The following is a 25,679-nucleotide window of genomic DNA, read 5'->3' on the forward strand; positions in this document are numbered from 1 at the left end:
TCTCCGATAGAAAGCTTAATCTAGCTTTTAAAACAATGTTTTGTTTCCGTAGAAACAACTACTTACATGGCGTTTCGTTCAGTTTTCAAAGATCAATTTGTTTCTTCCAATGTCGTTTTCAGCGACTTTATTAATATATCATATCAACTCAGTTACCGTCAACAACTTTTTTTAATTTGTTTCGTTCGTTAATGCCGTGTTTTTAACGGCGAGTATTAATATACCATGTAAAATTAAACGACGCAATACTTTTCCTAAAAAAAGAATTAAAAAAATGAAGCCCTCGTTTGGGCTTCATTCTTTAAGGTGTTATCTATCGGTATTTCTCATTTGAGGGAACAGCAGCACATCTCTAATAGATGGTGCGTTAGTTAATAGCATAACAAGGCGATCTATACCGATCCCAAGACCTCCGGTTGGTGGTAATCCGTATTCGAGTGCTTCAATGAAGTCATGATCCATCATATGCGCTTCATCATTACCCTGTTCACGTTCTACAAGCTGTGCTTCAAAGCGTTCTCTTTGATCGATTGGATCGTTTAGCTCAGTGAATGCATTTGCGTGTTCACGTGCAACAATAAATAATTCGAATCGATCTGTGAAGCGCTCGTCTTCAGGATTTTTCTTTGCTAGTGGTGAAATAGATACAGGATGACCATAAACAAATGTAGGTTGAATCAAGGTATCTTCTACTTTTTGTTCAAAGAATTCATTAACTACATGTCCAAAGTCCATTGTTCCTTTTACATCTACTCCGTGTTCTTTCGCAAGCTCACGTGCTTCTTCATCGGTCATTTGCTGCCAGAAGTCTACGCCGGTTACTTCTTTAACCGCATCTACCATATGAAGTCTCTTCCATTCAGGTTCGAGATTAATTTCATGTTCGCCATATTGAATTGTTGTAGAACCCGTTACTTCTTTTGCAATATGAGCAACCATTTGCTCGGTTAAAGACATTACATCTTTGTAATCAGCATAGGCTTCATAAAGTTCAAGCATCGTGAATTCAGGGTTATGTCTAGTTGATACACCTTCATTACGGAAGACGCGGCCGATTTCATAAACACGTTCCATACCGCCAACGATCAATCTCTTCAAGTGTAGTTCAATCGCAATACGCATATACAATTCCATATCAAGTGCATTGTGATGAGTGACAAATGGTCGTGCAGACGCCCCGCCTGGAATAGAATGCATCATAGGAGTTTCTACTTCGAGGAATCCCTGATCATCTAGATAGCGTCTCATTGACTGGATAATGCGACTTCTTGCAATAAACGTTTGTTTTGATTCCGGGCTCATGATTAAATCTAAATAACGCTGGCGATAGCGCTGCTCTACATCTTTTAAGCCGTGAAATTTATCCGGAAGTGGACGAAGTGATTTAGAAAGCAGGTGCAAGTCGCTTACCTTTACAGATAGCTCGCCTACTTTTGTTTTAAACGCTTCCCCACTAACTCCGATGATATCACCAATATCCATAGAATCGAATAGTTCGTACTGTTCGTCACCTACAGTATCTTTACGAACATAGAACTGAATTTGACCAGTTAGATCCTGAACGTGAGCGAATCCAGCTTTACCTTTTCCTCGTTTAGTCATAATTCTACCAGCTAATGAAACAGTCTTTTCTTGTTCAGCGAGTTCTTCCTTTGTGAAAGAATCGAACTCTTCTAGCATTTTGCTTGCAGTATGGGACCGGTCGAACCGATGTCCGAACGGATCAATATTATTGTCTTTAAGAACGTCAAGTTTTTCTCTTCTTACTTTAAGAAGATCATTCAGTTCAAGCTCCTGACTCATCTTTATCACTCCTGTCAAATCTATGTTTATCCCGCTATTACTTTATCGGAAAGCAAGATGAATAGCAAGCATTGCCGTGCATATTTCTAATGACAAACGCCCCGGGTGTATCGAGGTATATATGAAGAAAACTGCCAGCATTCTTACTGGCAGTCTGTCATTTCCTAGCTGTAGTATAGAAAATGCTAGATCGAAAGTCAAACGGCTTGTTTAGATTCAACCTCTCTTGTAAATCCGTAAAGAAGCCAAACCAACTCTTGTATCTGTTTCATCCACGTGCAATCAACCGGAATGCTTGGTTACACACACTAGCCATTGTTCAAGTACAACAGGATTGTTTAATGTAATAGCACCTATTTTTAAAAGGTTCTATCTCATCTCTTGATTCTGTTCTGTAGGAAAGAGCTCATAGAGTGGGACTCTGAGCTGCTCAGCTACTAATTGCATAAAATCTTTGGTAGGTTTTCGGTTTCCGCGCTCGATCTCCCCCAGTATGGAAACCGAGACACTCAGTTCTTTAGCAAGCTGTTCCTGAGTATAACCTTTCAACTTTCGAAAAGCGCGAATACGTCTCCCGCAGATTTCCTCTTCCATAGACGTACACCTTCTTTATCTTCTATGTGGTCAAGATAGGAATCAATTCTTTTATTAGTAGTTGGAATAATTGCATCGGGACTTAATTCATGAAGGGGAATAATCACAAAACCTCGCTGAAGAAGGCGAGGGTGCGGAATCACGAGACCCTCTGCTACAATATTCTCATGATTATAGAGCAATATGTCAAGGTCTATTGTTCGTGGTCCCCATCGAATATCTCGTTCTCTTCCAAGAGACTGCTCAATTCCTTGAAGGATCTCTAACAACTGAAAAGCATTCATTTCGGTCTCTAGTTGCGCTACCATATTCAAAAAAGCGCCCTGCTCTGTTACGCCCACTGGGGAAGTTTCATATAGCGAAGAAGTATCCACAATCTCCACTCCAGGATATTCTTGAATTCTTTTTAAAGATGTTCTGATGTAACTTTCTCGGTCCCCAATATTGGAACCAATTCCAATAAATACACTATTCATTCCGTTCCCTCTTCATCTCAATTGCCACCGAGTCATAATGACCATCTATTGGCGGATCTGGTTTAATTACTTTAACAGTACAAGTTTCGACAATTTCAAAGGTATTAAACATTTTAGTTGTTATTTCCTCTGCAATAGTTTCAACTAGCTTTCTTGGTTCACCTTCAACAATTGCTTTAATGGTACTATAAGCATCAGCGTAATTAACCGTATAATTCAGGTCATCCGATTCGCTTGCCTTTGAAAGATCGGCTTCGAGCGTCAAGTCCACATAAAAACGCTGACCTAGCTTGTTTTCCTCAGGAAATACTCCGTGATACCCATAAAACTTCATTCCGTTCAAATAGATCTTATCCATTCACTTCATCTCCCTGGTTAGTAATTAAGCTGTGACTTAAGCATCGCATCCATCATCCTAGACATTCGTACAATTGGCTTTACATCATGTACTCGGATAATCTGGCAGCCTCTTTCTATGCCAAGACATACAGTCGCACCCGTTCCTTCAACCCTGTCGTTCGGTGGTGTATTTAACGTTTTGGCTACAATTGATTTCCTTGATGTTCCTAGTAATACCGGATATCCTATCGCTGCAAACTCATCAAGTCTTCTCATCACTTCAAGATTCTGTTCATGCGTTTTAGCAAAACCGATACCGGGATCGAGAATGATGTTCCGATCTGCAACGCCCGCTTCCCGTACAATCGCAATACTCTCTTCCACATCTGTTTTTATGTCTGCCATGATATCGCCATAGTCAGTGTCATATCGATTATGCATTAAGATAATTGGGACTGCATGTGATGCAGCAACCTTCCCCATTTCACGATCAGCTTTGGCTCCCCATACATCATTAATGATATCGGCACCAGCTAAAATTGCTTGATCAGCTACTTCTGCTTTATATGTGTCAATTGATATTGGAACATCAACCACTTTTCTTACCGCTTTAATAACAGGAACGACACGCTTAAGCTCTTCTTCTAACGTTACAGGTATAGCACCAGGACGAGTTGATTCCCCTCCAATATCAATGAGGTCAGCCCCATCCTCTACAAGCTGCAACGCATGAGCTACTGCGTGATCTATTGTGTTATACTCTCCACCATCTGAAAAAGAATCAGGCGTCGCGTTCAAAATGCCCATAATCCATGTTTTCTGATTCCAATCAATTAGCCTATCCCGCCACTCCATCACCATAGGATGGTTCGTTTGTTTATTAATTACCGTCGTCAAACGGCTCACTCCTTTATGTGCATATGTTCTTGGTTAGCATTCAATTCGACTAAATAGCGAAATGCGGTGTTGTTCATATTGGAGGATGAGCCTGTTCGTGACAGAACCATCAAGTCCAGGTAACAGCACATGTTCAATCTGGCGCAATGGAACAATCTCTTGAATTGAGTTTGTGACAAACACTTCATCAGCCAAAAACAATTCTTCTTTCTCAAAGCTACCCTCTATGATCGATATACCAAGTTTCTGTGCAGCGTGCATAATGTATTGGCGTGTAATGCCATTTAAAATACCCGTTGTTAAAGATGGCGTATATAAAGATCCTTCCTTAACCCAGAATAAATTCGAAACAATTCCTTCAGCGAGAACACCTTGCTGGGAGAGAAAAATGCCTTCTATAGCAGGATCATTTCCCACTTCGCGTTTCGCCAAAATATTATTTAAGTAGTGGTGAGACTTGAGCCGTAAAGGTCCCTCAGGCGAGTTTCTTCTTAATGACAGAATAACTCCCCGCTTCTCTTTACGAATTGGTTCACCAATCGGCTTTACATAGATGATGCTTTGAGGTGAGGAATAAGGATCGGTTTGAAGTCCAATCTCTCCCATACCTGCAGATATGTTTAAGCGAACATAAGCATCTATCATGTCGTTGGCTTCAATCGTGCGCTTCACCTCATGCAAAAGCTCCACCTTTGTATAGGGTAGTTTGATCTGTAGTTCTTCAAGTGATGCTTTCAGCCGATTGTAATGATCATCGAACAAAAAAGGATGACCATTATATGTGCGAAATGTCTCGAAAACACCTAAACCATACAAATATCCATGATCGTAAGCTGAAATGACTGCTTCTTTCTCATCTACGATGTCACCGTTAATATTTATAAACATGGCTCTTTCCGATGTGTATCAATAAAGTTTTTAAGGAGAGTCTTTCCGGTCCCTGTCATAATCGACTCCGGATGGAACTGCACTCCCTCAACAGCAAGCTCCTTATGCCGAATAGCCATGATTTCGCCTTCCTCTGTCCATGCGCTTATTTCAAAGCACTCAGGTAAGGTTTCTTTTTTAACAATTAAAGAGTGGTACCTTGTTGCAGTAAATGGATTCTGAATCCCTTGGAAAATCGTTCTTCCATCGTGTCGCATTTCAGATGTTTTACCGTGCATTAGCCGATCAGCTTTAACAACATCTCCTCCAAATACCTGTGCAATAGACTGATGTCCAAGGCAAACCCCAAAAATAGGTGTTTTACCAGCGAAATGCTTGATGACTTCCATACTTATGCCCGCCTCATTCGGACTGCACGGCCCAGGTGAAACCATAATAAACGCAGGGTCTAGCTCCTCAATATCCTTAACACTAATTTCGTCATTTCGCTTTACGACGAGTTCTTCGCCCATTTCTCCAAGATATTGTACAAGATTATACGTAAATGAATCGTAATTATCGATCATTAAAATCATTTTCATTCCTCCTCTAAGCTAATCTCTACTAGTCTCTTCACTTACCTCTTTTGCTTTCCAAAGTGCTCTTGCTTTCTTTAATGACTCTTTATACTCCGCTTCGGGATTAGAGTCAATTACAATACCAGCGCCTGCTTGAACGTGAGCAACCTGGTCTTTTATAACCATTGTACGAATCGCTATATTTAATTCCATATCATCATTGAATCCGATCCACCCAATAGAACCAGTGTAAACGCCACGGCGTACAGGCTCAAGTTCTTCAATTATTTCCATCGTTCTAATTTTGGGCGCACCTGTAATTGTGCCACCAGGAAAAGTTGCTTTAATTGCGTCAAATGCAGAACTCCCAAGAGAAGATACACCTCGAACGTTCGAAACAATATGCTGTACATGAGAATATTTCTCTATCACCATAAATTCATCGACTTCTACAGTGCCGTACTCGCATACTCTCCCAAGATCATTTCTTTCAAGATCCACTAGCATCACATGCTCAGCCCGCTCTTTTTCATTCTCAATCAATGTACGTGCTAGACGTTCATCTTCACTATCATCTTTCCCACGAGACCTCGTGCCTGCTATTGGTCTTGTGCTCAGTTCACGCCCTTTTTTCTTAACAAGGAGCTCTGGTGAAGCACTCACGATATCGAATGAGTCTGTATGGATTAAAGACATATAAGGTGAGGGATTGATCTCCCTCAACGTCTCGTAAACCGATAGCGGATCAGTATGCATTGTTCTGGATTCCCTCAGTGAAAGGTTTACTTGAAAGACATCTCCATTAGAAATATACTCCTTCACTTTTTGTACTGCATTAGCAAAGGTTTCTTCACTCAGTGAAAAGAATTGCTTGTTTTCTTTCGCTTGAACAAAAGGTCTTCTTCGCTTAAAATCATTCGGTTTCGTCCACTCTTGTTTATATGTTGTAAGTCGAGACTGCCCGTCTTGCTCCATACCTTTCTCAACCTGAGAAATGAACCAGAGTGTTTGCTCTGCGTGATCATAAACTCCAACGTCTTCATAGACAATAAAAGACAGCTCTGGGAGACGGAGATCGTCTTCCGCAAGATTAGGTAAATTCTCTATTTGGCGCGCAATATCATAACTTAAAAACCCCATCGCTCCGCCCTGGAAGTCAGGCAAACGATGATCAGTACTACTCACAGTCTGCTGCATCCATAACTGCATAAGATCCAGTAAATTACCTTCTTGCGTCTTAGGTTCTTTACCCTTTTCCGTAATTGTTAGTAGGGATCCTCTTCCACAAAGGTGAGCAATAGATTTAATACCGAACATACTATACCTACCGCCACGAGTACTATCCAACAGAATATGCTCTGGTTGACTATCAATAAATTGTTTATATCTGACAAACCACTCCTCGGACCCCATTTCAAGCGTCTCAAAAATCGGAATGCGTGCTGTTTTTTCTAGCTGTTCTAGCAATATTTTTCACACCCTATCAAAAGCTAAGCGAATGCTTCTGCTCTGTTTATGCCTTTATTCTACATGAAGTGACGAATTGCTTCATCCTTTTTATACTCCCCTAACTCTTTACGACAGGTTGTTAGAAAAACTTTCCTTTCAAGTTAATTCCATGCTTCATCAACAATCAATTTTACTATATAAAAAAAGCAGCCCCGTCAGGACTGCTTTCATTATTACTCATCGTCAAATTGGAAAAGTGGTGTGCTTAAATAGCGTTCCCCATTACTTGGAATTACCGCAAGTACTTTCTTTCCTTTGCCAAGTTTTTTCGCTACTTCGAGCGCTGCATAAATTGCAGCCCCAGAAGAAATACCACCCAGTATCCCTTCTTCACGCGCAGCTTTTCTAGCCCACTCAAACGCCTGATCATTCTGTACTTGAATGACTTCATCATACACATCAGTGTTCAGAATGGATGGTACAAAACCAGCTCCAATTCCTTGAATCTTGTGAGGTCCAGGCTTACCACCAGATAAAATAGGGGAATCCGTTGGTTCTACAGCGTATAACTTGATTGAAGGAAAATGCTTCTTTAACGCTTCTCCAGCACCTGTAATCGTACCACCAGTACCAATTCCTGCTACAAACCCATCAAGGCTATCCATCTGGTCAATAATTTCTTTACCAGTTGTACGTCTGTGAACTTCAGGATTTGCTTCGTTTTGGAATTGTTGTGGCATAAAGTATCCATGTTCCTTTGCTAGCTCTTCCGCTTTGCGAATCGCTCCACCCATACCTTCAGAACCAGGAGTTAAAACGAGCTTTGCTCCATACGCTTTTAGCAAATTACGGCGTTCCATGCTCATTGTATCAGGCATAACGAGTACAGCCTGATAGCCTTTCGCAGCAGCGACCATTGCTAGACCAATACCAGTATTACCGCTCGTCGGCTCAACAAACGTATCTCCGGCTTTAAGCTCGCCTTTCTCTTCAGCAGCTTCAATCATTGCTAAAGCGATACGATCTTTTACACTGCTTCCTGGATTCATGAACTCTAGCTTTAAATACACCTCTGCGTGGTTATCATCTGTGATGCGATTCAGTTTAACAATTGGTGTTTGACCGATTAGGTCTGTAATTGAATTTGCTACTCTCATCATCACGCCTCCTCAAACCCGAGTGTTTTAATAGGGATTATCCAATTTAAAGAATAGCACCCCAGTGTTGAACTGTCAATTTCAACCTTCTATAGTTTACTCTCGGTGTATAGTTCCTGTAACTCTTCTTTCGAAAAATGATAATGTGCGTTACAGAAATGGCAAGCCGTTTCAGCTTCTCCGTCTTCTTCAATCATGTTATTAATTTCTTCTTTGCCAAGTCCCATAATTCCATTTGAGAATCGCTCTTTAGAACAACTGCACTCAAAGTTAACCGGCATCTTATCAAGAATTTTAATATTCTCTTCCCCAAGAAGGGCATTAAGAATTTCTTCTGGCGTTTTGCCATCTTGGATGAGCTTAGAAATTGGTGGTATTGCTTCAATGCGTTTTTCAATAAAGCGAATCGTTTCTTCTTCAGCTCCCGGAAGCAATTGAATCATAAATCCACCTGCAGATAGAATTGTATTATCCGGATTAACAAGAACACCAACACCAACTGCAGAAGGAACCTGCTCTGACGTTACGAGATAATAAGTGAAATCATCTCCAAGTTCACCAGAAACAATCGGCACCTGCCCTGTAAACTTCTCTCTCATACCGATGTCTTTTACAACAGATAGAAATCCATCACGCCCAACTGCACGAGCGACGTCTAGCTTACCACTTTCATTTAGGTCAAAGTGAACGTGCGGATTGCTTACATAGCCTCGCGTTTCGCCTTGCGCATTTGCATCAACGATAATCGCCCCAATTGGGCCGCCACCTTCAATTTTGACTGTTATCTTTTCCTTACCTTTAAGTCCAGAAGCCATCATTGTAGAGGCCGTCATTGCACGTCCTAGAGCAGCAGAGGCTGTTGGCCACGTAGTGTGCCGACGCTGTGCTTCCGCTACCATTTCAGTGCTTGATATCGCATATGCTCTAACATTACCATCGAATGCTAGTGCTTTAATTAAATAATCACTCATTTACTATTTCTCCTTTCACTAAGGGCAAACACCCAATTACACATTACATGATTTGAGTAAGAACTTCCATTCAGACAAACTGAAGAGAAATTGGCTATTTACAGTAAAAGTTATTGTATCTTACTACTTTACCCTTTGGCTAAGATAAACTTCCTTAAATTCAATAAAACATATTGAAGAAAAAAGGAAAAACGCATCCCTCTATCGGTATGCGTTTAACTCTTCTTTGTTTTTATTATAAATTAAATGAAGACCTTTAAGCGTTAGAAATGGATCAACAACGTCAATCAAGTCGCACTCTTCCGCAATTAACGATGCAAGGCCGCCTGTTGCAATTACTGTCGGTTCTTTAGAAGCGTGTTTCTTCATTCGAGAAACAATACCTTCTACCTGTCCTACATATCCGTACAAGGTTCCGCTTTGCATTGCACTTACCGTATTCTTCCCTACAATATGATTCGGCTTCGCAATTTCAATTCGTGGAAGTTTCGCTGCATGCATATAAAGAGCTTCCGTTGAGATGTTAATCCCGGGCGCAATTGCACCTCCAACATATTGCTTCTGTTCATCAATATAGCAATAGGTTGTCGCTGTACCAAAATCAACAATAATAAGAGGCGCACCGTATAAGTGGATACCTGCAACGGCATTAACAATTCTGTCAGCCCCTACTTCTTTCGGGTTATCATACTTTATATTCAATCCTGTCTTAATCCCAGGACCAATCACTAATGGTTTATGATGAAAATACTTCTGGCACATACGCTCAAGAGCAAACATAATTGGTGGAACAACAGATGAAATAATGATGCCTTCAACATCATCAAAAGAGAGACCTTCATGAGAGAAAAGACCTTTAATGACCATTGCATACTCATCTTCTGTCTGCTTTCTGCTTGTTCCCATACGCCAGTGATGCGTTAATTCTTCACCTTCATATACACCTAGAACAATGTTCGTGTTCCCTACATCAAGCACTAGTATCATATTATCACCTTATTTAAAAATTTAACTTCTGTCATGCTCTCTATAGTTATACCATACATTGTATTCAAAAACGAAGTTCTTTTTTGCAAACGTTTACCGAAAGGGGAAAGTACTTGATTAAATACGATCTCATAAAAAAAACAGGGTGCTTTATTAACACCCTGCTTCTCTTACTTATTCTTGTTCTTCGTTTTCTTCAGGTTTCTCTTCCTTTTTGGAAATGTTAACTTTCACATCTTCTGAAGTACCATTTGCATGGTGGCCTTCAGGAAGTTTACCTTCTTCAACAAGAGAACGTATTTGTTCAGCATCAAGCGTTTCAATCTCTTTAAGCGTTTCAGCTACAAGATTTAACTTGTCCTGATTCTCAAGTAAGATCTTGCGACAACGCTCATACGATGATTTGATGATCTTTTGAACTTCAAGATCAATTTCATTAGCAAATGAGTCACTATAGTTCTGTTCATTCTGGATATCACGTCCAAGGAAGACATTTCCTCCTGAACCTGAACCAAACTGCATAGGACCAAGCTTTTCACTCATACCATATTCTGTAACCATGCTACGAGCAATCGCCGTTGCGCGTTGGAAGTCATTACTTGCACCAGTACTTGCTTCACCAAACGTAATTTCTTCTGCTACACGACCACCAAGTAGACCGATAATTTTATCTTCTAACTCAGGCTTCGTCATCAAGTAACGATCTTCCTTAGGAAGTGTTACAGCATAACCGCCAGCCTGTCCACGTGGGACGATGGTTACTTTATGAACAATATCTGCATTATCAAGCTCGGTACCAATGATCGTATGACCGGCTTCATGGTATGCCACAATGTTCTTTTCTTTCTCAGAAATAACACGACTTTTCTTAGCAGGACCGGCAATAACTCGGTCTGTCGCTTCATCAATGTCGCTCATGTCGACTTTCTTCTTGTCATGACGTGCAGCAACAAGTGCAGCTTCGTTTAACAAGTTCTCAAGATCCGCACCAGAAAATCCTGGTGTACGCATCGCGATGGTTTTTAAATCAACTTCATCACTTAGAGGTTTGTTACGAGCATGAACTCTTAGTACTGCTTCACGACCATTAACATCAGGACGATTTACCGGAATTTGACGGTCAAAGCGTCCAGGACGAAGAAGTGCTGGGTCAAGAATATCAGGACGGTTTGTAGCTGCAACGATAATGATACCTTCGTTTGCACTGAATCCATCCATTTCAACTAGAAGTTGGTTAAGCGTTTGTTCACGCTCATCATGGCCGCCGCCAAGACCTGCGCCACGCTGACGTCCAACTGCATCAATTTCATCAATAAAGATAATACAAGGTGCATTTTTCTTCGCATTCTCGAATAGGTCACGAACACGAGAAGCACCTACACCAACAAACATTTCTACGAAATCAGAACCAGAAATTGAGAAGAACGGTACTCCAGCTTCACCAGCTACAGCTCGTGCTAGCAATGTTTTACCTGTACCCGGAGGTCCTACTAGGAGAACACCTTTTGGAATACGGGCACCAACTGCTGCGAACTTACGAGGATCTTTCAAGAATTCTACAACCTCGACAAGCTCTTGCTTCTCTTCATCAGCTCCAGCCACATCTTTAAATGTTACTTTCTTTTTCTCTTCACTGTACAACTTCGCTTTACTCTTACCGAAGTTCATGACACGGCCACCGCCGCCTTGAGCCTGGTTAAGCAAGAAGAAGAACAAAATGAAAATAATAATGAAAGGAATAATAGATGTTAGAAAAGTAACCCAGCCGCTTTGCTCGGGGGCTGGCTCTGTTGTTAACTTGACATTTCCTTCATCAGCTGCAGTTAAAATATTCTCTACAGCTCTCTCTGAGTCAGGTACATTCGTAACGAATGTATTAGCATCTTCGGCGTCTTCATCGCCACCAGCTAACTGACCAGTAACAGTGTATACACCGCGCTCAGGTTGTAACGTTAATTCTTGAATCTCACCATTATTCAGTTTTGACTGAAATTCGCCGTAATCTAATACATTTGTGTCGTCGTTTGTTCCATTAAAGAAACTAACAACACCCACTACGACGAGGAATATTAACAAATAAAATATTGTATTACGGAAGATACGATTCATTCCTTACCTCCTCCCACGAACAGGAAACCATAGATTATCTTACCATATTGGCACAACTGACTACAACAAATTAACCTTGATAAATCTCGGGCTTAAGAATGCCGATAAACGGTAGATTACGGTACCTTTCAGCAAAATCTAGACCATATCCAACAACAAATTCATCTGGAACGATGAAACCAGCAACATCAGGCTTAAGATCAACTTTTCTACCAGTTGGTTTGTCAAGAAGCGTCACAATCTTAATCGATTTAGCTTTACGATATTTCAGCAGATCGATTAGATAGCTTAGCGTTAGACCACTATCAATAATATCTTCAAGAATGAGGACGTCTCGCCCTTCTACAGATGTGTCAAGATCCTTAATGATTTTAACTTCACCTGAAGATACGGTTGAATTCCCATAACTTGATACGTCCATAAAGTCCATTTCAAGGTGGCAAGTCATACGCTTTGTTAAATCACCCATGAAAGGCATTGCACCTTTAAGTACGCCAATCACAAGTGGGAAACGGTCTTCGTACTCATCCGAAAGTCTCTTACCCAATTCACGGCATTTTTCTTGAATTTGTTCTTCACTAATTAATGTTTCTTGAATTTCGTTTAACATCAGTGTTATTGCCCTCCCAACCTATGTAAGTTTTTTTGCATAATGCAAATGCACGAGCCTATTCTTTTTTGCAGACAGTGTTGCTTTTTCAGAACGAGTAACTCCAGCCACCCAGATGATGTGACCCGTTTGATCCTCAATAATTGGCCAGACATCACGCTCTGAACGGTCTATTTTACGGTCGATAAAAATATCCTTTACCTTTTTCGTTCCTATCATGCCTTTTGGCTGAATTCGATCACCAGAATGTCTTGAACGCACTACCAATGGAAACGCCACTTCTTCAATGATGAAATCATTTGAAGAAAGGTGTTGTGGAACTGAATCGATTGGAACGGCCGTAATCGTTCCTAGCGGTGTTTCCACAGAGCCTCCCAAAGATAGATGATACTCATACGGTTCTGGATGCAAAAAGGTTTCAAAAGAAAAATAACAGGTGGTATAAGATTTTACCGCCCTCAGTTCTAGGGGCAGATTAAGGGAAGCAGAAGGGTGCTCAGAATCGAGCATTAACCGCAAATCCTCAATATGTATAGAAGAAAAAGGAGCATTGCCTGTATAAAGATAGTTTAATATTAGATGAATCACTCTTCTTTGTAAAGGAATAGGCAGGCATTGATGCGACTTGATATCCAACTTCACAAATTTGTCATTTTGCTCAATGATGACATCATCTAAATGAGCGCTTGCTTGTTGCATCAAATATTGCTCGTCACTTTGTAGCCGCTCACTATATAATTGATACCTCAGATGGACACTCGGATTTTCTTCCTTCAGGAAAGGCAACACGTTTTGCCTGAAACGATTTCTCACATATCGGTCGCTGGAATTAGAAGGATCGATTCGATAAGAAAGGGAGTGGTTATCACAGTAACTCAATACTTGATCTTTCGTTATACCTAAAAACGGACGTATAATCATACCCGTTGAGAACGGTCTTTTCAAAGGCATACCAGCTAATCCCGCTCCAGTACTACCGTGAACCTGCCTCATCAACATCGTTTCAATCTGATCATCACCATGATGTGCAAGCGCCAGAGCATTTGCACAATACCTTTCCATAATCTGCTCAAAAAAATGATAGCGACATTCTCTAGCAGCCACCTGCGTTGATAATTGGTGAACTTCTTTATAAAGACCAACATCTGCTGAAGAAGTTTCAAAAATAATTCCTTCATGCTCACAATACCGTTTCACAAAGGCAAGATCCTCAAGGGATTCCTCACCTCGTAGCCCATGGTCCATATGTGCAGCAATAACCGTCAACTGGTAGTCGGAGAGCTTATTTGTCAAATAGTGAAGTAAAGCAACAGAATCTGGTCCTCCCGAAACACCAGTTACAACGGTATCTCCTTTACGCAACAAATCATGTTTCTGGATAAAACGGTCAACATCCTGTAGCACCTTCTGTCTTCCTCTCGCTTCCTGTTCTTTAAAACAGTTTATCATTTAGTACTATTAGCCTAACAACGTCTTCTTCAAACCTTTTTATCATTAAAAGACATGGCCAACTAAGTATAAAGTATAGAAGAAGAGAATAAAAGCGAACAAAAGAACGGTTTCGAACCATCCAGAACGTTTTTGCTTCTTAGGTTTCTGTCGTTTTTGTCTAGACATAACCCTCGAATTGGAAGGTATAGCGGGACGATTGCCTGCTCCTGACTTTACACCTTGCAGAAGTGAGAAAAGTTCTTGTCGCATCTCTGATGCATTCCCATAACTACCTCTAAGCGCCTTTTTAAGAATAGGTTTATAAGCTTTAAGTAGGGGGCTTTTCTCTATTTTGTTCATCAAAAATAGTTCTGATTCCTTCTTTGGTCTTTCAAATCGCTGTGGATACGCTGCATTGATCATAACCATCGCAGTCGAGAATAGATCATAGGAAGGTTCTGCAACTCTTGTTCCGAGTCCCCAATAACCACGGTCGAAGAACTCAGTAAACTCTTTAACAGATCTTCCCATTCCCGTCGTACCACCAACATCGAGCCAGCGAATGGTTGGTGGTGAACCTTCAACAAGTAAGTTATCCGGCTTTAAATCTCCAAACACCCATCCCTCTCGGTGAAGTGCTCCTAAATCACGAAGGAGCTGAAGCATTAAAATACCAAGCCATTCTTTACCCCTTCTCTCAATAAACGAAAAAAGTGGTTCTCCATTGATGTATTCCATTACATAGAATGGATAACACTTCCCGTTCATCTCCCAATCATCGACTTCATAGAAAAACGGCCCAAGAACCGTTCCCTGGACCATCGAAAGCTGTTTGAGAACATTAACTTCAGAAGTAATTGACATACTGTCAATCCCTAACTTAATAGCTACGTTTCCTCTGATGGAGTCTGCTAAATAAACTGTACCAAGCGCACCGTTACCAAGCTTTTTAATAACTTGATAGCTTTGCTTATTCCATTTCCCTCTTATTCTTGTTCCACGAGGAACATTAGCTGCCTGATTCTTCGAAGTAGCCGCCATCTTCTAGCAGTCCTCTCTTTGAGCGTTTTTTCTGATAGGCTTCAATTGCTTCTTTGAGTGCAGGACCAGTTGGTGTAATACCCCCAGAACTAAGCTTCGGGAAAATCGTATGAATATCTTTCATTTGAGGTGTCCAATTCATTAGTTGTTCGACTTGCTTCCGTTTCCCGGGAAATGCATATAAAGCATATTCATTTTGTCCGATTCTTGAGTGCAGACTAATGGAAAGGTCAAGAAGGGCATCTTCTACCGTTGGAAGTTTATGCTGCATGCTCGCACTCGTATCAATCATAATCAATACTTCCAGATCCATCGTTTCCCCCAGTTCATCTACCACTTCTACCACCTGCCCCCGCTTATCAGGCGGTAAATCTTCTATCTCTTTTTCAGCACCTAGAATAGATTGCAATTCTTTATGGATAAAACCTTGAATCGTCTGAGTCATCGCTTTACGCGTAACCATCTGAACCGTATGCGACAGTTGTCGAGCATAAACAAGCTGGTGGATGCCCCCCCCAGATAAAGCAATATTTTCAATTTCCTTTAGTCCGCTGTCAGTCCGCTCGTTTTCATCAAGTACGCCAATAACATTCACTGTCATCCCATGCTCTCTTGCAAGAGCCGCCATTGCAACCGGATCTTCCCCCTGGTTAGAACATCCGTCTGTTATTAATAGAATCTGTCTAAGCGTTCCCTTCTTCATCTCGACTCCTCCTTTTTTGCTGTTACAAGCATCGCCTTCAGGAGGAGAGTTTATACATGAAGTAGTTTCATCTTATTGTGCTTTTTTCTTTCTGAATGAAGGTGCTGAATAGATTGGAATAGTAGACCATTTCGGGATGTTCCTTTTCACCCTTGCTACGACAATGGTCATATCATCATCAATTCTTCCATACTCTGTTCGAATCACCTCTTCCATTATCAGATCGGCTATTTCCTGCGGTTTATCTGTAGCAAGTTCTCTTATTTTACGCTTCATCCAGAACTCAGGATTCTCGATATTTTTCACACCTTCATAGATCCCATCGCTCATCATAATTAATAGATCTCCAGCTTTCAGCTGTTCACTAACGACCTCTACATCGAATTCAGGTATGATTCCCATTGGTAGATTAGCTGATTCGATCATCATGACTCGATCTCCACGTTTGATGAAGCTAGGAATCGAACCAATTTTAAGGAATTTAGCTGAGGCATCCTGTAGGTCGATCATTGCAAGGTCAAGTGTTGAGAAGATCTCATCCGTGTTACGAAGGGATAGAACCGAATTGACCGACTTAATGGCAACGGTTTCATCTATGCCCGAATGAAGAATTTTCTGGAGCAGTTGAATCGTTTCTGTACTCTCTTGGTGCGCCCGCTCTCCGTTCCCCATTCCATCACTTATAGCAATAGCATATTTCCCAGCACCAAGTTCAATCGTAGAGTGACTATCCCCCGATATCCAAGCTCCTCCTTTCGCAGCATTCGCAACACCCGTTTCTACAATAAAGTCTCTCGCTGATCCAAAATAAAGATGACATGTTTCATGTTCGTGTTCCGCACACACTTCTTTTTTCACTACAATATTTTCTTTTAGAATATCTGATAACATTGGGGCTATAACCTTTTCTCCTTCACCGCGACCTCCACACGCTGGAATTTTCATTTCAACATCTACATTTCCTTCCTCAAGGCTATAGATTTCAACCTGTCCAACTTCAAGGCCCATACTTTGAATAGCATCCATAATTTGTTCTTCCTGCTGATGGAGATTATCACGCTCTTTTTGTATTTCCTTCGCAAAGTCACCCATAACGTGCGATACGCCTCGTAACTGGTCTGCTACAATCTTTCTGCTTTCACGGACCTGTTTCTTTAACATACGGTTAGCGTGGTAATGACTCATCTCCTTTCCAATGATATCTATGACTTTATTAGCCTTTATGCAATGTTGATCGAAATCTCTTTTCAAACTATAATTCTTTAATTCTGTTGTTTGTTCAAGTTCGTGCATAATTCCGGTCATATACTCATATGTTTTATCAAAATTCTTTGCCCAGCACGTTTCTTTCTTAAAACAGTTCTGACAGGTTTTTTCTGTTACATGACTTAAAAAGTAGTCTACTTCTCTTTCGCTTTGATCATCTGCCTGAACATCAACATCTGTGAAGCTACTCGAAAGGGCTTGAAACAAATTCGAGAATTGCTCGACTCGGTTTGCAGTAACATCACGAACCTTTCTAAGGTATTGCTGCTGTTCATTAGCATGTTCTACTGTGCCAGGTATATATTTTGAAAGTTGTGATGTAATACGTGAAGGTGTACAAAAAAACAATAGTACCGCGATAGCAGACTCCATCAGATTAGGATACAGAAATTCAGGTCCGCTCCCATAGAGCGCAATTAACAAGGTACCGATCAATAAACCCATACCGACACCTATTTTCCTTCCATCCTTTAACAACCCACCAAGTAACCCTGAAAAAGCAAGCATACTCATCTGATAGAGACTGGCAACGTTTGCAAGAGCGAGAATCAAACCAGTCACAACACCAACAGTAGAACCGATAGCCGCTCCACCTACATAAGCAAAAATAAGGACAAGATACCGCGATAGAATATTTTCAATTGAAAATCCATAGACCACCCAACCAATTGTCCCCGTTAACATTGTCGCCAGGAGAATAATAAAACTGATGATTTCTTCATTCTTAAGAGCCATAGATCGCTTTTTCATAGAAAGGACAGGTATACTCTGAATAAAGATAATAGTTAATATCATTCCTAGTGCACCTTCTACAGCTGCTAATATCCAGTTTGTATTCATAAGTGATCGTTCTGTGATTAAACTTAAAACTAACCTTCCTAGCAAGCTTGTTGCAAAAACAAGTATCGGTAGTGTCTTAACAAGTGACAGAGAAGATAACTTAACGAATCGATTGATGATCAAGAAAACAAGTATACCGAGCATAATGAAGGCTGTATTATAAAGATTAGAAGTGGAAACCGCACCTGCAAGTAGGGCGATCATAATCATCGGCGCACGTTCACGCTTTAAGAAGAACACGGCTCCAAAGAAAGGAATCGCAAAAGGCGTCACTTGCGTGAGAATAACAGCTCGTCCTAGCAGGAATCCAATGACAAATAGCAAAAGTCCTCGTTGAAAAAGGATAATTTCCAACTTGGCTTTTATCCCCTGTACCCACTTGCCTATCCTGGACCTTGATCTTTCCATTACTAACTCGCTTTGCATTCCCCCACCTGCTTTCTTTCATTCTATTTTAATCACCGATCTGCTTGAAGCAGTTTGTGTTATATATTAAAGCACAGGCAATATTCGCTTTTTGTCAAAAAAAAGTACAAGTATAGGATAAACTTCTCGACTTCTTTCCCTGAAGCTTGTCAATCAGTTGTAGATACATGAGAAATCTGTAAACAACTGGAAGCATAGACAATGCATAATTACAAGCACAAATATAGCGATAGTCAGGTTTACTCCCTTTTTTTGGTGTCATGTCAACTGGAAATAAAAAGGTCGAAATGTTAAAGATAAAAAAGAAAATAACTACCACATTAGTAGTACAAATGAGGTTCTACACTGAAACAACGTTTTGTTTTCCCGCTTACAATGCATGCATACATAAAAAAAGTCCTGCATTTAATTAAATGCAGGACTTTTTATCAAACTATGTATTTACGAATTTATCATTAGAAGTAATAGTGGTGACCCGTACGGGATTCGAACCCGTGATACCGCCGTGAAAGGGCGGTGTCTTAACCACTTGACCAACGGGCCAAACTATAAATATGGTAGCGGCGGAGGGGATCGAACCCCCGACCTCACGGGTATGAACCGTACGCTCTAGCCAGCTGAGCTACACCGCCATAAGACTGTTGCTTTCTTAAGCACAAGATATATAATACATTGCAGAAAAGTTTGTGTCAACTTATTTTTGATACTTTCTAATGTTTGCTTTAAATTTAGCAGTTGTGCCCCAATCAGTAATAACAAAACAGGCATGCGGACGCATGCCTGTTTTGTTTAAATAGAATATGATTTAGTAGACAACAAGCTCTAGCCGCGACGAGCGCCACGACCTCCTCGTTTTGACTCAGTTTGTTTCTTTAAAGTTGAAAGACGGTCTTCACTGTCTTTAAGGAATTTGCTCATTTTATCCTCAAATGACTCTACTTGAGGACGTCCACCTCCGCGAGGCTTACCTTTGAATCCACCGCCACCAGGTCTTCCGCCGCCTCCTTGAGGTCGGCTTACACCTTGTGGGCGACCTTGTGGACGTCCCTGAGGACGTTCAGAAGCAGGTCGATCTTTTGCTTTCTTGATTGATAAACCAATCTTACCGTCGTTTTCAACCTGGATGACCTTTACTTCAACCTGATCGCCAACTTTTAGAAAATCATTAATGTCCTTGACATAGTTGTCCGCAACTTCACTAATGTGAACGAGACCTGTCTTGCCATCTGGCAGTTCAACAAACGCGCCAAAATTTGTAATGCCTGTTACCTTTCCCTGTAACTTGCTGCCTACTTCGATTGCCATGTAAAAAAAGCTCCTCCTTAGAATCTTTAAAAGATCAGTCGTACGTTAATTATACCCCTTCAAAAAACAACGTGTCAATTTGAGGAAGAAGGAAGCTTAAAGATCGTCTCTCCGGGTTTTGACATAAAGTAGTCTCTTCTCGCCAGTTCACCGATATAATCCAGATTATTAAGTTTCTCAATTTCTTCCGTTAAATAGTTTTCCTGTTCCTTAAGACGTACCAATTCTTCTTCAGCCTGCTTTTGCTGTAGATTCTTTTCTTCGATCGTTGATGCCTGTGAAGTGAATACGGAGATAAATAGAATAGCTATGGCTAAAGCAGCTACCGCGAATGCAGTGAGACGTCGGACTAGACCTCTCCGTCTACGTTCTCTAACTTTGTCCTGAAGCTGTTTCTCCTGATGATAATCCGAATGAACTTCTGTCACTTTAGGCTTGTGTTTATTCGCAGTAACCAAGCTCTCCCCTCCTCACTTTCTTAGTTTAGATAACCAATGGTATATGTAGTTCTTTATTTTATCGGCAAATCCTGCTGTTTTTATTAGTGATGAGCGAACAGATCGAGGAATTAGTTTCCACAACAGTAAAATCATCCACTTAAACGGTACCCAAAAAAGTTTAAAGATAAACCAAAAAATGGTTACCCCAATACTCACTATCATCATACATAAGCTTAATAAAAGTTTCAATATAAACCGAATTGGTTTATAAATGAGGTGTATAAATAGTGAACGAACAAAATTAAAGAGCCCTATCGCTACTATAATCATTCGTTCTAGACTATTACGGTATAACTGTTGAAAGAGAGCACGGTAAGCTGCATACCCACATAATAATGCTAAAAAGACATAAAATCGCAGTGCCCCTTCGTTCACTTCGTAAAGTACATAGAAAATAAGAAGACCCTGCAAAAGCCAAAATACAACGTCGTTCCCGTAGAGCCATAAACTTTTGCTTTTGCGTGGATTAAGAAAACGGCTATAGGTATCCATGGCTATACCAAGCCACACCCCCATAGCCACCATGGCAATCATTGTGTAAAATTGCACCGTCAGCGTCATTTGAACAACTTACTAAAGAACCCTTTAGCTTTTTCCCCTTCGTGATGGTCAAGATAACTGAGATCAAATATCTTACCTTCAATCGATACTCGTCCTTGCTCTACATTTAAATTCTTCATTTTCAAATGCTGCCCTCTAATAGCAAGAAACCCCATTGATGTCTCAAGAAGAAACTCTTCGTTATCAAAGCTATCGACATGCTTTACTCCTGTAATTTCAAGCGATTTACGAGATTTCATCACAAGATCATGTTCAGGTGTGTTAGCAGACTTCTCATAAGACCCATACTCATAGTAATTATCCATCGCTCTCCCCCTCTTCTCGATACAAGTCTATGAACTGACTAAGGCATTTAGAACAAGCTGTGTATGGTATCTTTATTCTGAAAAGGGAGTATTCTATACCTACCTAACACTCTGTTTTTTTCCCTGAAATCATTTATAAGTCATTAAAAAAAGACCCGATCGGGTCTTTTTCTATTCGCCTGCTGCTTCTTCTTTTACGATTGTAAACATGTTACCCGCTTCATCTTTTTTCGTTGTTTCCTTTAGTTCATCGACACGAGCAGTTACTTTCTTATGACCGAAAGAAATGACAAGCTCATCCCCAGGCTTAACCGTTGTACCTGCTTTTGCTTTATTACCGTTCACTTCAATTCGCCCTTTATCACAAATTTCTTTAGCAATCGAACGGCGCTTAATGATTCGTGAAACTTTAAGGAATTTATCTAATCTCATGATTTTCTTCTCCCCTTACTTGATTCCTTTTCGCTTTGCTTCTTCCCAGTACTGATCTAACTCTTCAAGAGATAAATTCTCTAATTGAAGGTCTTTTTCCTTTACCCTCTTCTCAATATGTTGAAAACGAGCAATGAATTTTTGATTTGTTCTATGGACCGCCAATTCTGGATCTATTTTATAAAAACGTGCTAAGTTGACGAGTGCAAAGATCAAATCCCCAAGTTCATCTTCTTGATCATCAAAGGTTTTCTCATGAACCGCTTCTCTAAATTCAGTCAGTTCTTCTTGGATTTTTCCCCAAATTGGCTCAACTTCATCCCAGTCAAACCCTACTTTTGCTGCAGCCTTCTGCAGTTCATTTGCCCGCATTAATCCTGGAAGGCCTTTTGTAACGGCATCAAACTGAGAAGGGGAGGTTTCCTTCTCTTCCTCTTTCACACGGTTCCATAGTCCTGCAACTTCTTCTGCTGTTTCTACCTTCTCATCTCCAAAAACATGGGGATGGCGACGAATTAATTTGTCACTCAGCTTCTGAATAACATCATCTACTGTAAACATTCCATCGTCTTCCCCGATTTGAGCATGCAGTAACACCTGAAGCAACACATCACCTAGTTCTTCTGCAAGGTGATCCTCATCTTTCTCGTCAATCGCCTCGAGTACTTCATATGATTCTTCAATAAGATATTTCTTAAGTGATTCATGCGTTTGTTTCATATCCCACGGGCATCCACCAGGCGCACGTAATGTTGCTACTACTTGTCTTAACCAACCAAAATCTTGATAGAGTAGCTTTTCATCTCGAACAGGTGGCACATACACTGCAGTCAGGTTATTAACTTCCATTGCGCGATCTAACTCAAACAGCGGAACTTTCACAATTTTTTCCTCGCGACTCCCTGCTGCCTGAAGAACCGTTACTTCATAGTCATCTGGCAGAAGCTCCATTAAAGTAAGTTTGACGTTAGATGCAGTGAATTGATCATAAACTTGTACAAAGATTAGGTGGTTACGCACCTGCACTTCAGGTCGTGCAAAACGAGTCGCATCTAGGATCTGACAACCTTCAATTGGGTCAATCCGTACCGCAGTAAAGAGAGCATCTAGAAAGCTTTGTCCCCCAGCTACTTTCACTTCAATTCCATGCACTTCTTGTTCATCTAGTAACAGCTGAACTGTAGCTTCAGCCATCATAGGATGCCCTGGAACTGCATAGACCAATGACCCTTTCTCTGCTTCTTGAAAGAGACGGTCAACAATAGCGCGATACGTATCTTCGAAGGATTCTTGATCTTCATAGATAGCATCAAAGCCTGTCATCGATAGCCCATCTTCAATCAATTCCCTTAATACAGGGTGGTCAAGCGTTCTTGCATAAATCCTCTCTGCAGACTGAAGGGTTCGATAACTTCCGAGAGAAAGCTGACTTAAATCGCCCGCTCCAGTTCCAACAATCGTAATTTGCGTCATAGCTTAGTCTCCTTTTCGTAATTTAATTTGTAATAACTGTACTTTCTCGCCTTTAGGTAACTGCACTATTTCCTCATCAGTAAAGACTCGTAAGATGATGAGTGATAACCCCAAAACGCAAGCTCCGATTAACGCCCCACCTAATGCAGATAAACTGGCAAAGCTTCTTGAAATAGCTGAAGGAAAAAGGGTTTGAAACAAAATAACAGCACTACTCATGATTGTCACTGCTGTGATAGCACGACCAATTTGAAAAGGATACTGAATTAGCCCTATTTTTGAGTGAACTGCAAGTATAGTAAGAACTGCGACGGTTGCAAGTCCAATGACCGTTGCGACTGCAGCTCCGTCAATCCCAATTGTAGGAACTAGTACGATATTCAAAAACGCCTTCAATAGAATACCAATACCAGCATATCGCGCAGCTTTTCTTGCAAGTCCAACCCCCTGAAGAATTCCAGCTGCAGTCATAGCAAGAGAACTAAATAAAATCGAAACTGCGAGAAAGCTAAGCGTACTGGAAAGTGAATCATCCGTAAAAAGCATGATGTTGGTTACATCCATAATGCAAGCAAGACCTACTGCTGCAGACAGTCCAATGACAAAGCTTATTTTCAGTGAAAGTCCCGCTTTTTCTTGAATGAGCAAGGCATTCTTTTCAGCTGTTGCTTTTGATATAACGGGTACGATTGATAACGACAACGATGTAGCAAGAACTGTCCCTACCTGTATGAGCGGTTGACCACGATCAAAAACGCCCTTCGTTTCCCTAGCTTCAATCGAAGATAACCCATACTCTGATAGACTTGATACGATTGTTAAAGCATCCATTAACTGAAAGAGCACCATCACCAATGCACTCACGCAAATTAATGTACCTTCTGTTAAAACCCTGCGTGCAACCCCTAAAAATCGCAACACATTGATGCGGCGAGGTAGCAATTGTACATTTCGTCCTCTTATACGCATGATCATAAGAAGCAAGAGTGCAGCGACACCGCCTAATATAGATCCTATTGCTGCACCTGTTCCAATTGCATAAGCTCCGTACCCACTTGAAACGAGTCCAATGGAAAGGGTAAGAATAGCGATGACACGAACAGTCTGTTCGGTAACTTGAGACCATGCAGTGGGGACAACATTTTGGTGACCCTGAAAATACCCTCTGATGGAAGCAATACCTGGCATAATGAGAAAAGAAAATGCCGTTGCCCGCAGTGGGTTTAATAATCTCGAATCATCCATTAAATCAGCTAGAGCCGTTGCCCCCATATAAAGAGTTACAAATCCACCCAGTCCAAGTAAAGTGAGGACATAAAAACTATAACGCGAAATCTCCTCTGCCTTCTCAGTATTGTTTCTAGCCATCTGCTCCGCGACAAGTCTCGAAATGACGACTGGAAACCCATAAGTAGCAAGGATAATGGCAATAGAGTAGAAAGGGTAAATTTGTTGATAGACATAGAACCCTATGTCACCTGTAATATTTTGATAAGGGATTCGGTAGCCTACGCTCAAGATCTTCATAAAAAGAGCTACAGCAGTTAGCAGGAGCGCGCCATGCCAGAATCCTTTTTGGTTTTCATTTGACGTCATACACACCTACCACAAGTAATTTTTAGCCTGATTATTATGTAAGAATTATATCATACGATGGAATGTGGGAAACTTTTCAAACATTGTAACACACAAAAAATGGAGGCATATGCCTCCATTTTTTGTGTGTCCTATTGTTCCATTTGCCTTGCAAGAAAACCAGCTGCTGTTTCAGCAAGCTTCTGCTCTAATTCAGATACCTTGTCTGCCTCTTTGGCAAGCAAGATCACTGTTCCGATTGGATCCCCATTCGCAATTATCGGAGCAATCACATGTCCGGTTTCAACGGGAACACCTTCGATGAGTTCGCACTTATCTTCGTTTAAAAGACATTTCCGCTCATTCATCGCTTTTTCGACTGCATCGCCAATGCTTTTGTTGAGATAATCTTTTTTGGACCCTCCAGCTGCCGTAATGTAAACATCACGATCAGAGATTAGCGCGATATGACCTGAATGCTCTGCAAGTGACTCCGCATATTCTTTTGCGAAATCCCCTAGCTCGCTAATAGGAGAGTATTTCTTAAGGATTACCTCCCCTTCCCGATCAACGAAAATTTCTAGAGGATCCCCTTCTCTAATTCTGAGAGTTCTGCGAATTTCTTTTGGGATGACAACACGACCTAAATCATCAATACGACGAACGATACCTGTTGCTTTCATCTAAGTTGCCTCGCTTTCTGGAAATGTTATGTGATTGCTCCAATCACTGTGAAAATGGTGTAATCTACATGATCTTTCCATTAGTATCGTTTCGAGGTATGAGTTCTATTCACAAATCTGTCAAAAATGTGCTATACATCCAAAAACGTCTTTATCCCACCCTTAAGGGGCAGTAAAAAACCACCTCTAAAACATTAGCTAATCAAGATGGCGAGGTGGGGAACTGCCCCTAAAGGTCCGATTGGTTCAGCTAACCATCAGAGGGGTGAAAGGATCCCCTCTGATGGAAGTTTCACTTTAT

General features: G+C 40.9%; 25 protein-coding genes and 2 tRNA genes. All 27 read right to left on the reverse strand.

The window, feature by feature from the left end; all coding sequences use genetic code 11:
• Positions 1-309: 309 nt before the first annotated feature.
• Positions 310-1,803, reverse strand: a complete 1,494-nt coding sequence (gene lysS / locus JI666_RS20070) for a lysine--tRNA ligase (protein WP_206894844.1) — start codon at positions 1,801-1,803, stop codon at positions 310-312.
• 369 nt (positions 1,804-2,172) lie between these two features.
• On the reverse strand, positions 2,173-2,397 hold the full coding sequence (locus JI666_RS20075; RefSeq protein ID WP_136948847.1) for a helix-turn-helix domain-containing protein: 225 nt from the start codon (positions 2,395-2,397) through the stop codon (positions 2,173-2,175).
• On the reverse strand, positions 2,349-2,873 hold the full coding sequence (gene folK / locus JI666_RS20080) for a 2-amino-4-hydroxy-6-hydroxymethyldihydropteridine diphosphokinase (protein ID WP_206894845.1): 525 nt from the start codon (positions 2,871-2,873) through the stop codon (positions 2,349-2,351). The genes JI666_RS20075 and folK overlap by 49 nt, the downstream gene beginning before the upstream one ends.
• Entirely contained in the window at positions 2,866-3,231 is a 366-nt protein-coding gene (gene folB / locus JI666_RS20085) for a dihydroneopterin aldolase (protein WP_206894846.1), read from the reverse strand. Before folB ends, folK begins: the two co-directional genes overlap by 8 nt.
• A gap of 17 nt (positions 3,232-3,248) precedes the next feature.
• Positions 3,249-4,073: a dihydropteroate synthase gene (gene folP / locus JI666_RS20090; protein ID WP_206894868.1), complete on the reverse strand. Its 825-nt coding sequence runs from the start codon at positions 4,071-4,073 to the stop codon at positions 3,249-3,251.
• A gap of 69 nt (positions 4,074-4,142) precedes the next feature.
• Positions 4,143-4,997: an aminodeoxychorismate lyase gene (gene pabC, locus JI666_RS20095; RefSeq protein WP_206894847.1), complete on the reverse strand. Its 855-nt coding sequence runs from the start codon at positions 4,995-4,997 to the stop codon at positions 4,143-4,145.
• Positions 4,988-5,572: an aminodeoxychorismate/anthranilate synthase component II gene (pabA, locus tag JI666_RS20100; protein WP_206894849.1), complete on the reverse strand. Its 585-nt coding sequence runs from the start codon at positions 5,570-5,572 to the stop codon at positions 4,988-4,990. The genes pabC and pabA overlap by 10 nt, the downstream gene beginning before the upstream one ends.
• An 18-nt stretch (positions 5,573-5,590) precedes the next feature.
• Positions 5,591-6,967, reverse strand: coding sequence for an anthranilate synthase component I family protein (locus JI666_RS20105; protein ID WP_206894870.1), 1,377 nt, complete (start codon positions 6,965-6,967; stop codon positions 5,591-5,593).
• Between the two features lie 269 nt (positions 6,968-7,236).
• Positions 7,237-8,163: a cysteine synthase A gene (cysK, locus tag JI666_RS20110; RefSeq protein WP_206894851.1), complete on the reverse strand. Its 927-nt coding sequence runs from the start codon at positions 8,161-8,163 to the stop codon at positions 7,237-7,239.
• Positions 8,164-8,249: 86 nt separating this feature from the next.
• Complete coding sequence (gene hslO / locus JI666_RS20115; protein WP_206894853.1) at positions 8,250-9,131, reverse strand: Hsp33 family molecular chaperone HslO; 882 nt, start codon at positions 9,129-9,131, stop codon at positions 8,250-8,252.
• A gap of 201 nt (positions 9,132-9,332) precedes the next feature.
• Complete coding sequence (locus JI666_RS20120; protein WP_206894855.1) at positions 9,333-10,118, reverse strand: type III pantothenate kinase; 786 nt, start codon at positions 10,116-10,118, stop codon at positions 9,333-9,335.
• Between the two features lie 174 nt (positions 10,119-10,292).
• Positions 10,293-12,227, reverse strand: coding sequence for an ATP-dependent zinc metalloprotease FtsH (gene ftsH, locus JI666_RS20125; protein ID WP_206894856.1), 1,935 nt, complete (start codon positions 12,225-12,227; stop codon positions 10,293-10,295).
• Between the two features lie 70 nt (positions 12,228-12,297).
• Positions 12,298-12,837 carry a hypoxanthine phosphoribosyltransferase gene (hpt, locus tag JI666_RS21860; RefSeq protein WP_098445932.1) on the reverse strand — a complete coding sequence of 180 codons (540 nt, stop codon included), beginning with the start codon at positions 12,835-12,837 and terminating at the stop codon, positions 12,298-12,300.
• A 21-nt stretch (positions 12,838-12,858) separates the two neighbouring features.
• A complete protein-coding gene (gene tilS, locus JI666_RS20130; protein ID WP_349769368.1) occupies positions 12,859-14,241 on the reverse strand; it encodes a tRNA lysidine(34) synthetase TilS in 1,383 nt (460 codons plus the stop codon).
• A gap of 90 nt (positions 14,242-14,331) precedes the next feature.
• Entirely contained in the window at positions 14,332-15,309 is a 978-nt protein-coding gene (prkT, locus tag JI666_RS20135) for a serine/threonine protein kinase PrkT (protein ID WP_206894857.1), read from the reverse strand.
• Positions 15,278-16,012 (reverse strand): VWA domain-containing protein, encoded by a 735-nt coding sequence (locus tag JI666_RS20140; protein WP_136948835.1) that lies wholly within the window; start codon positions 16,010-16,012, stop codon positions 15,278-15,280. The genes prkT and JI666_RS20140 overlap by 32 nt, the downstream gene beginning before the upstream one ends.
• A gap of 72 nt (positions 16,013-16,084) precedes the next feature.
• On the reverse strand, positions 16,085-18,544 hold the full coding sequence (spoIIE, locus tag JI666_RS20145) for a stage II sporulation protein E (RefSeq protein WP_206894858.1): 2,460 nt from the start codon (positions 18,542-18,544) through the stop codon (positions 16,085-16,087).
• A 468-nt stretch (positions 18,545-19,012) separates the two neighbouring features.
• Positions 19,013-19,087: transfer RNA gene (locus JI666_RS20150), tRNA-Glu, on the reverse strand.
• A gap of 12 nt (positions 19,088-19,099) precedes the next feature.
• Positions 19,100-19,176 (reverse strand) — tRNA-Met (locus JI666_RS20155).
• Positions 19,177-19,366: 190 nt separating this feature from the next.
• Positions 19,367-19,849, reverse strand: a complete 483-nt coding sequence (locus JI666_RS20160; RefSeq protein WP_206894859.1) for a S1 domain-containing RNA-binding protein — start codon at positions 19,847-19,849, stop codon at positions 19,367-19,369.
• 74 nt (positions 19,850-19,923) lie between these two features.
• A complete protein-coding gene (locus tag JI666_RS20165) occupies positions 19,924-20,307 on the reverse strand; it encodes an FtsB family cell division protein (protein ID WP_206894860.1) in 384 nt (127 codons plus the stop codon).
• Between the two features lie 12 nt (positions 20,308-20,319).
• Positions 20,320-20,910, reverse strand: a complete 591-nt coding sequence (gene yabQ, locus JI666_RS22020) for a spore cortex biosynthesis protein YabQ (RefSeq protein WP_414635157.1) — start codon at positions 20,908-20,910, stop codon at positions 20,320-20,322.
• Positions 20,907-21,215 (reverse strand): sporulation protein YabP, encoded by a 309-nt coding sequence (gene yabP / locus JI666_RS20175; protein WP_136948830.1) that lies wholly within the window; start codon positions 21,213-21,215, stop codon positions 20,907-20,909. Before yabP ends, yabQ begins: the two co-directional genes overlap by 4 nt.
• 171 nt (positions 21,216-21,386) lie before the next feature.
• Positions 21,387-21,647 (reverse strand): RNA-binding S4 domain-containing protein, encoded by a 261-nt coding sequence (locus JI666_RS20180; RefSeq protein WP_136948829.1) that lies wholly within the window; start codon positions 21,645-21,647, stop codon positions 21,387-21,389.
• 15 nt (positions 21,648-21,662) lie between these two features.
• A complete protein-coding gene (gene yabN, locus JI666_RS20185; RefSeq protein WP_206894862.1) occupies positions 21,663-23,120 on the reverse strand; it encodes a bifunctional methyltransferase/pyrophosphohydrolase YabN in 1,458 nt (485 codons plus the stop codon).
• Positions 23,121-23,123: 3 nt separating this feature from the next.
• Positions 23,124-24,716 (reverse strand): putative polysaccharide biosynthesis protein, encoded by a 1,593-nt coding sequence (locus JI666_RS20190; protein ID WP_206894864.1) that lies wholly within the window; start codon positions 24,714-24,716, stop codon positions 23,124-23,126.
• Positions 24,717-24,847: 131 nt separating this feature from the next.
• Complete coding sequence (gene spoVT / locus JI666_RS20195; protein ID WP_206894866.1) at positions 24,848-25,378, reverse strand: stage V sporulation protein T; 531 nt, start codon at positions 25,376-25,378, stop codon at positions 24,848-24,850.
• Positions 25,379-25,679: the final 301 nt, after the last annotated feature.

It is taken from the genome of Bacillus sp. NTK071 (assembly GCF_017303315.1).
Taxonomy (GTDB): Bacteria; Bacillota; Bacilli; order Bacillales; family Guptibacillaceae; genus Guptibacillus.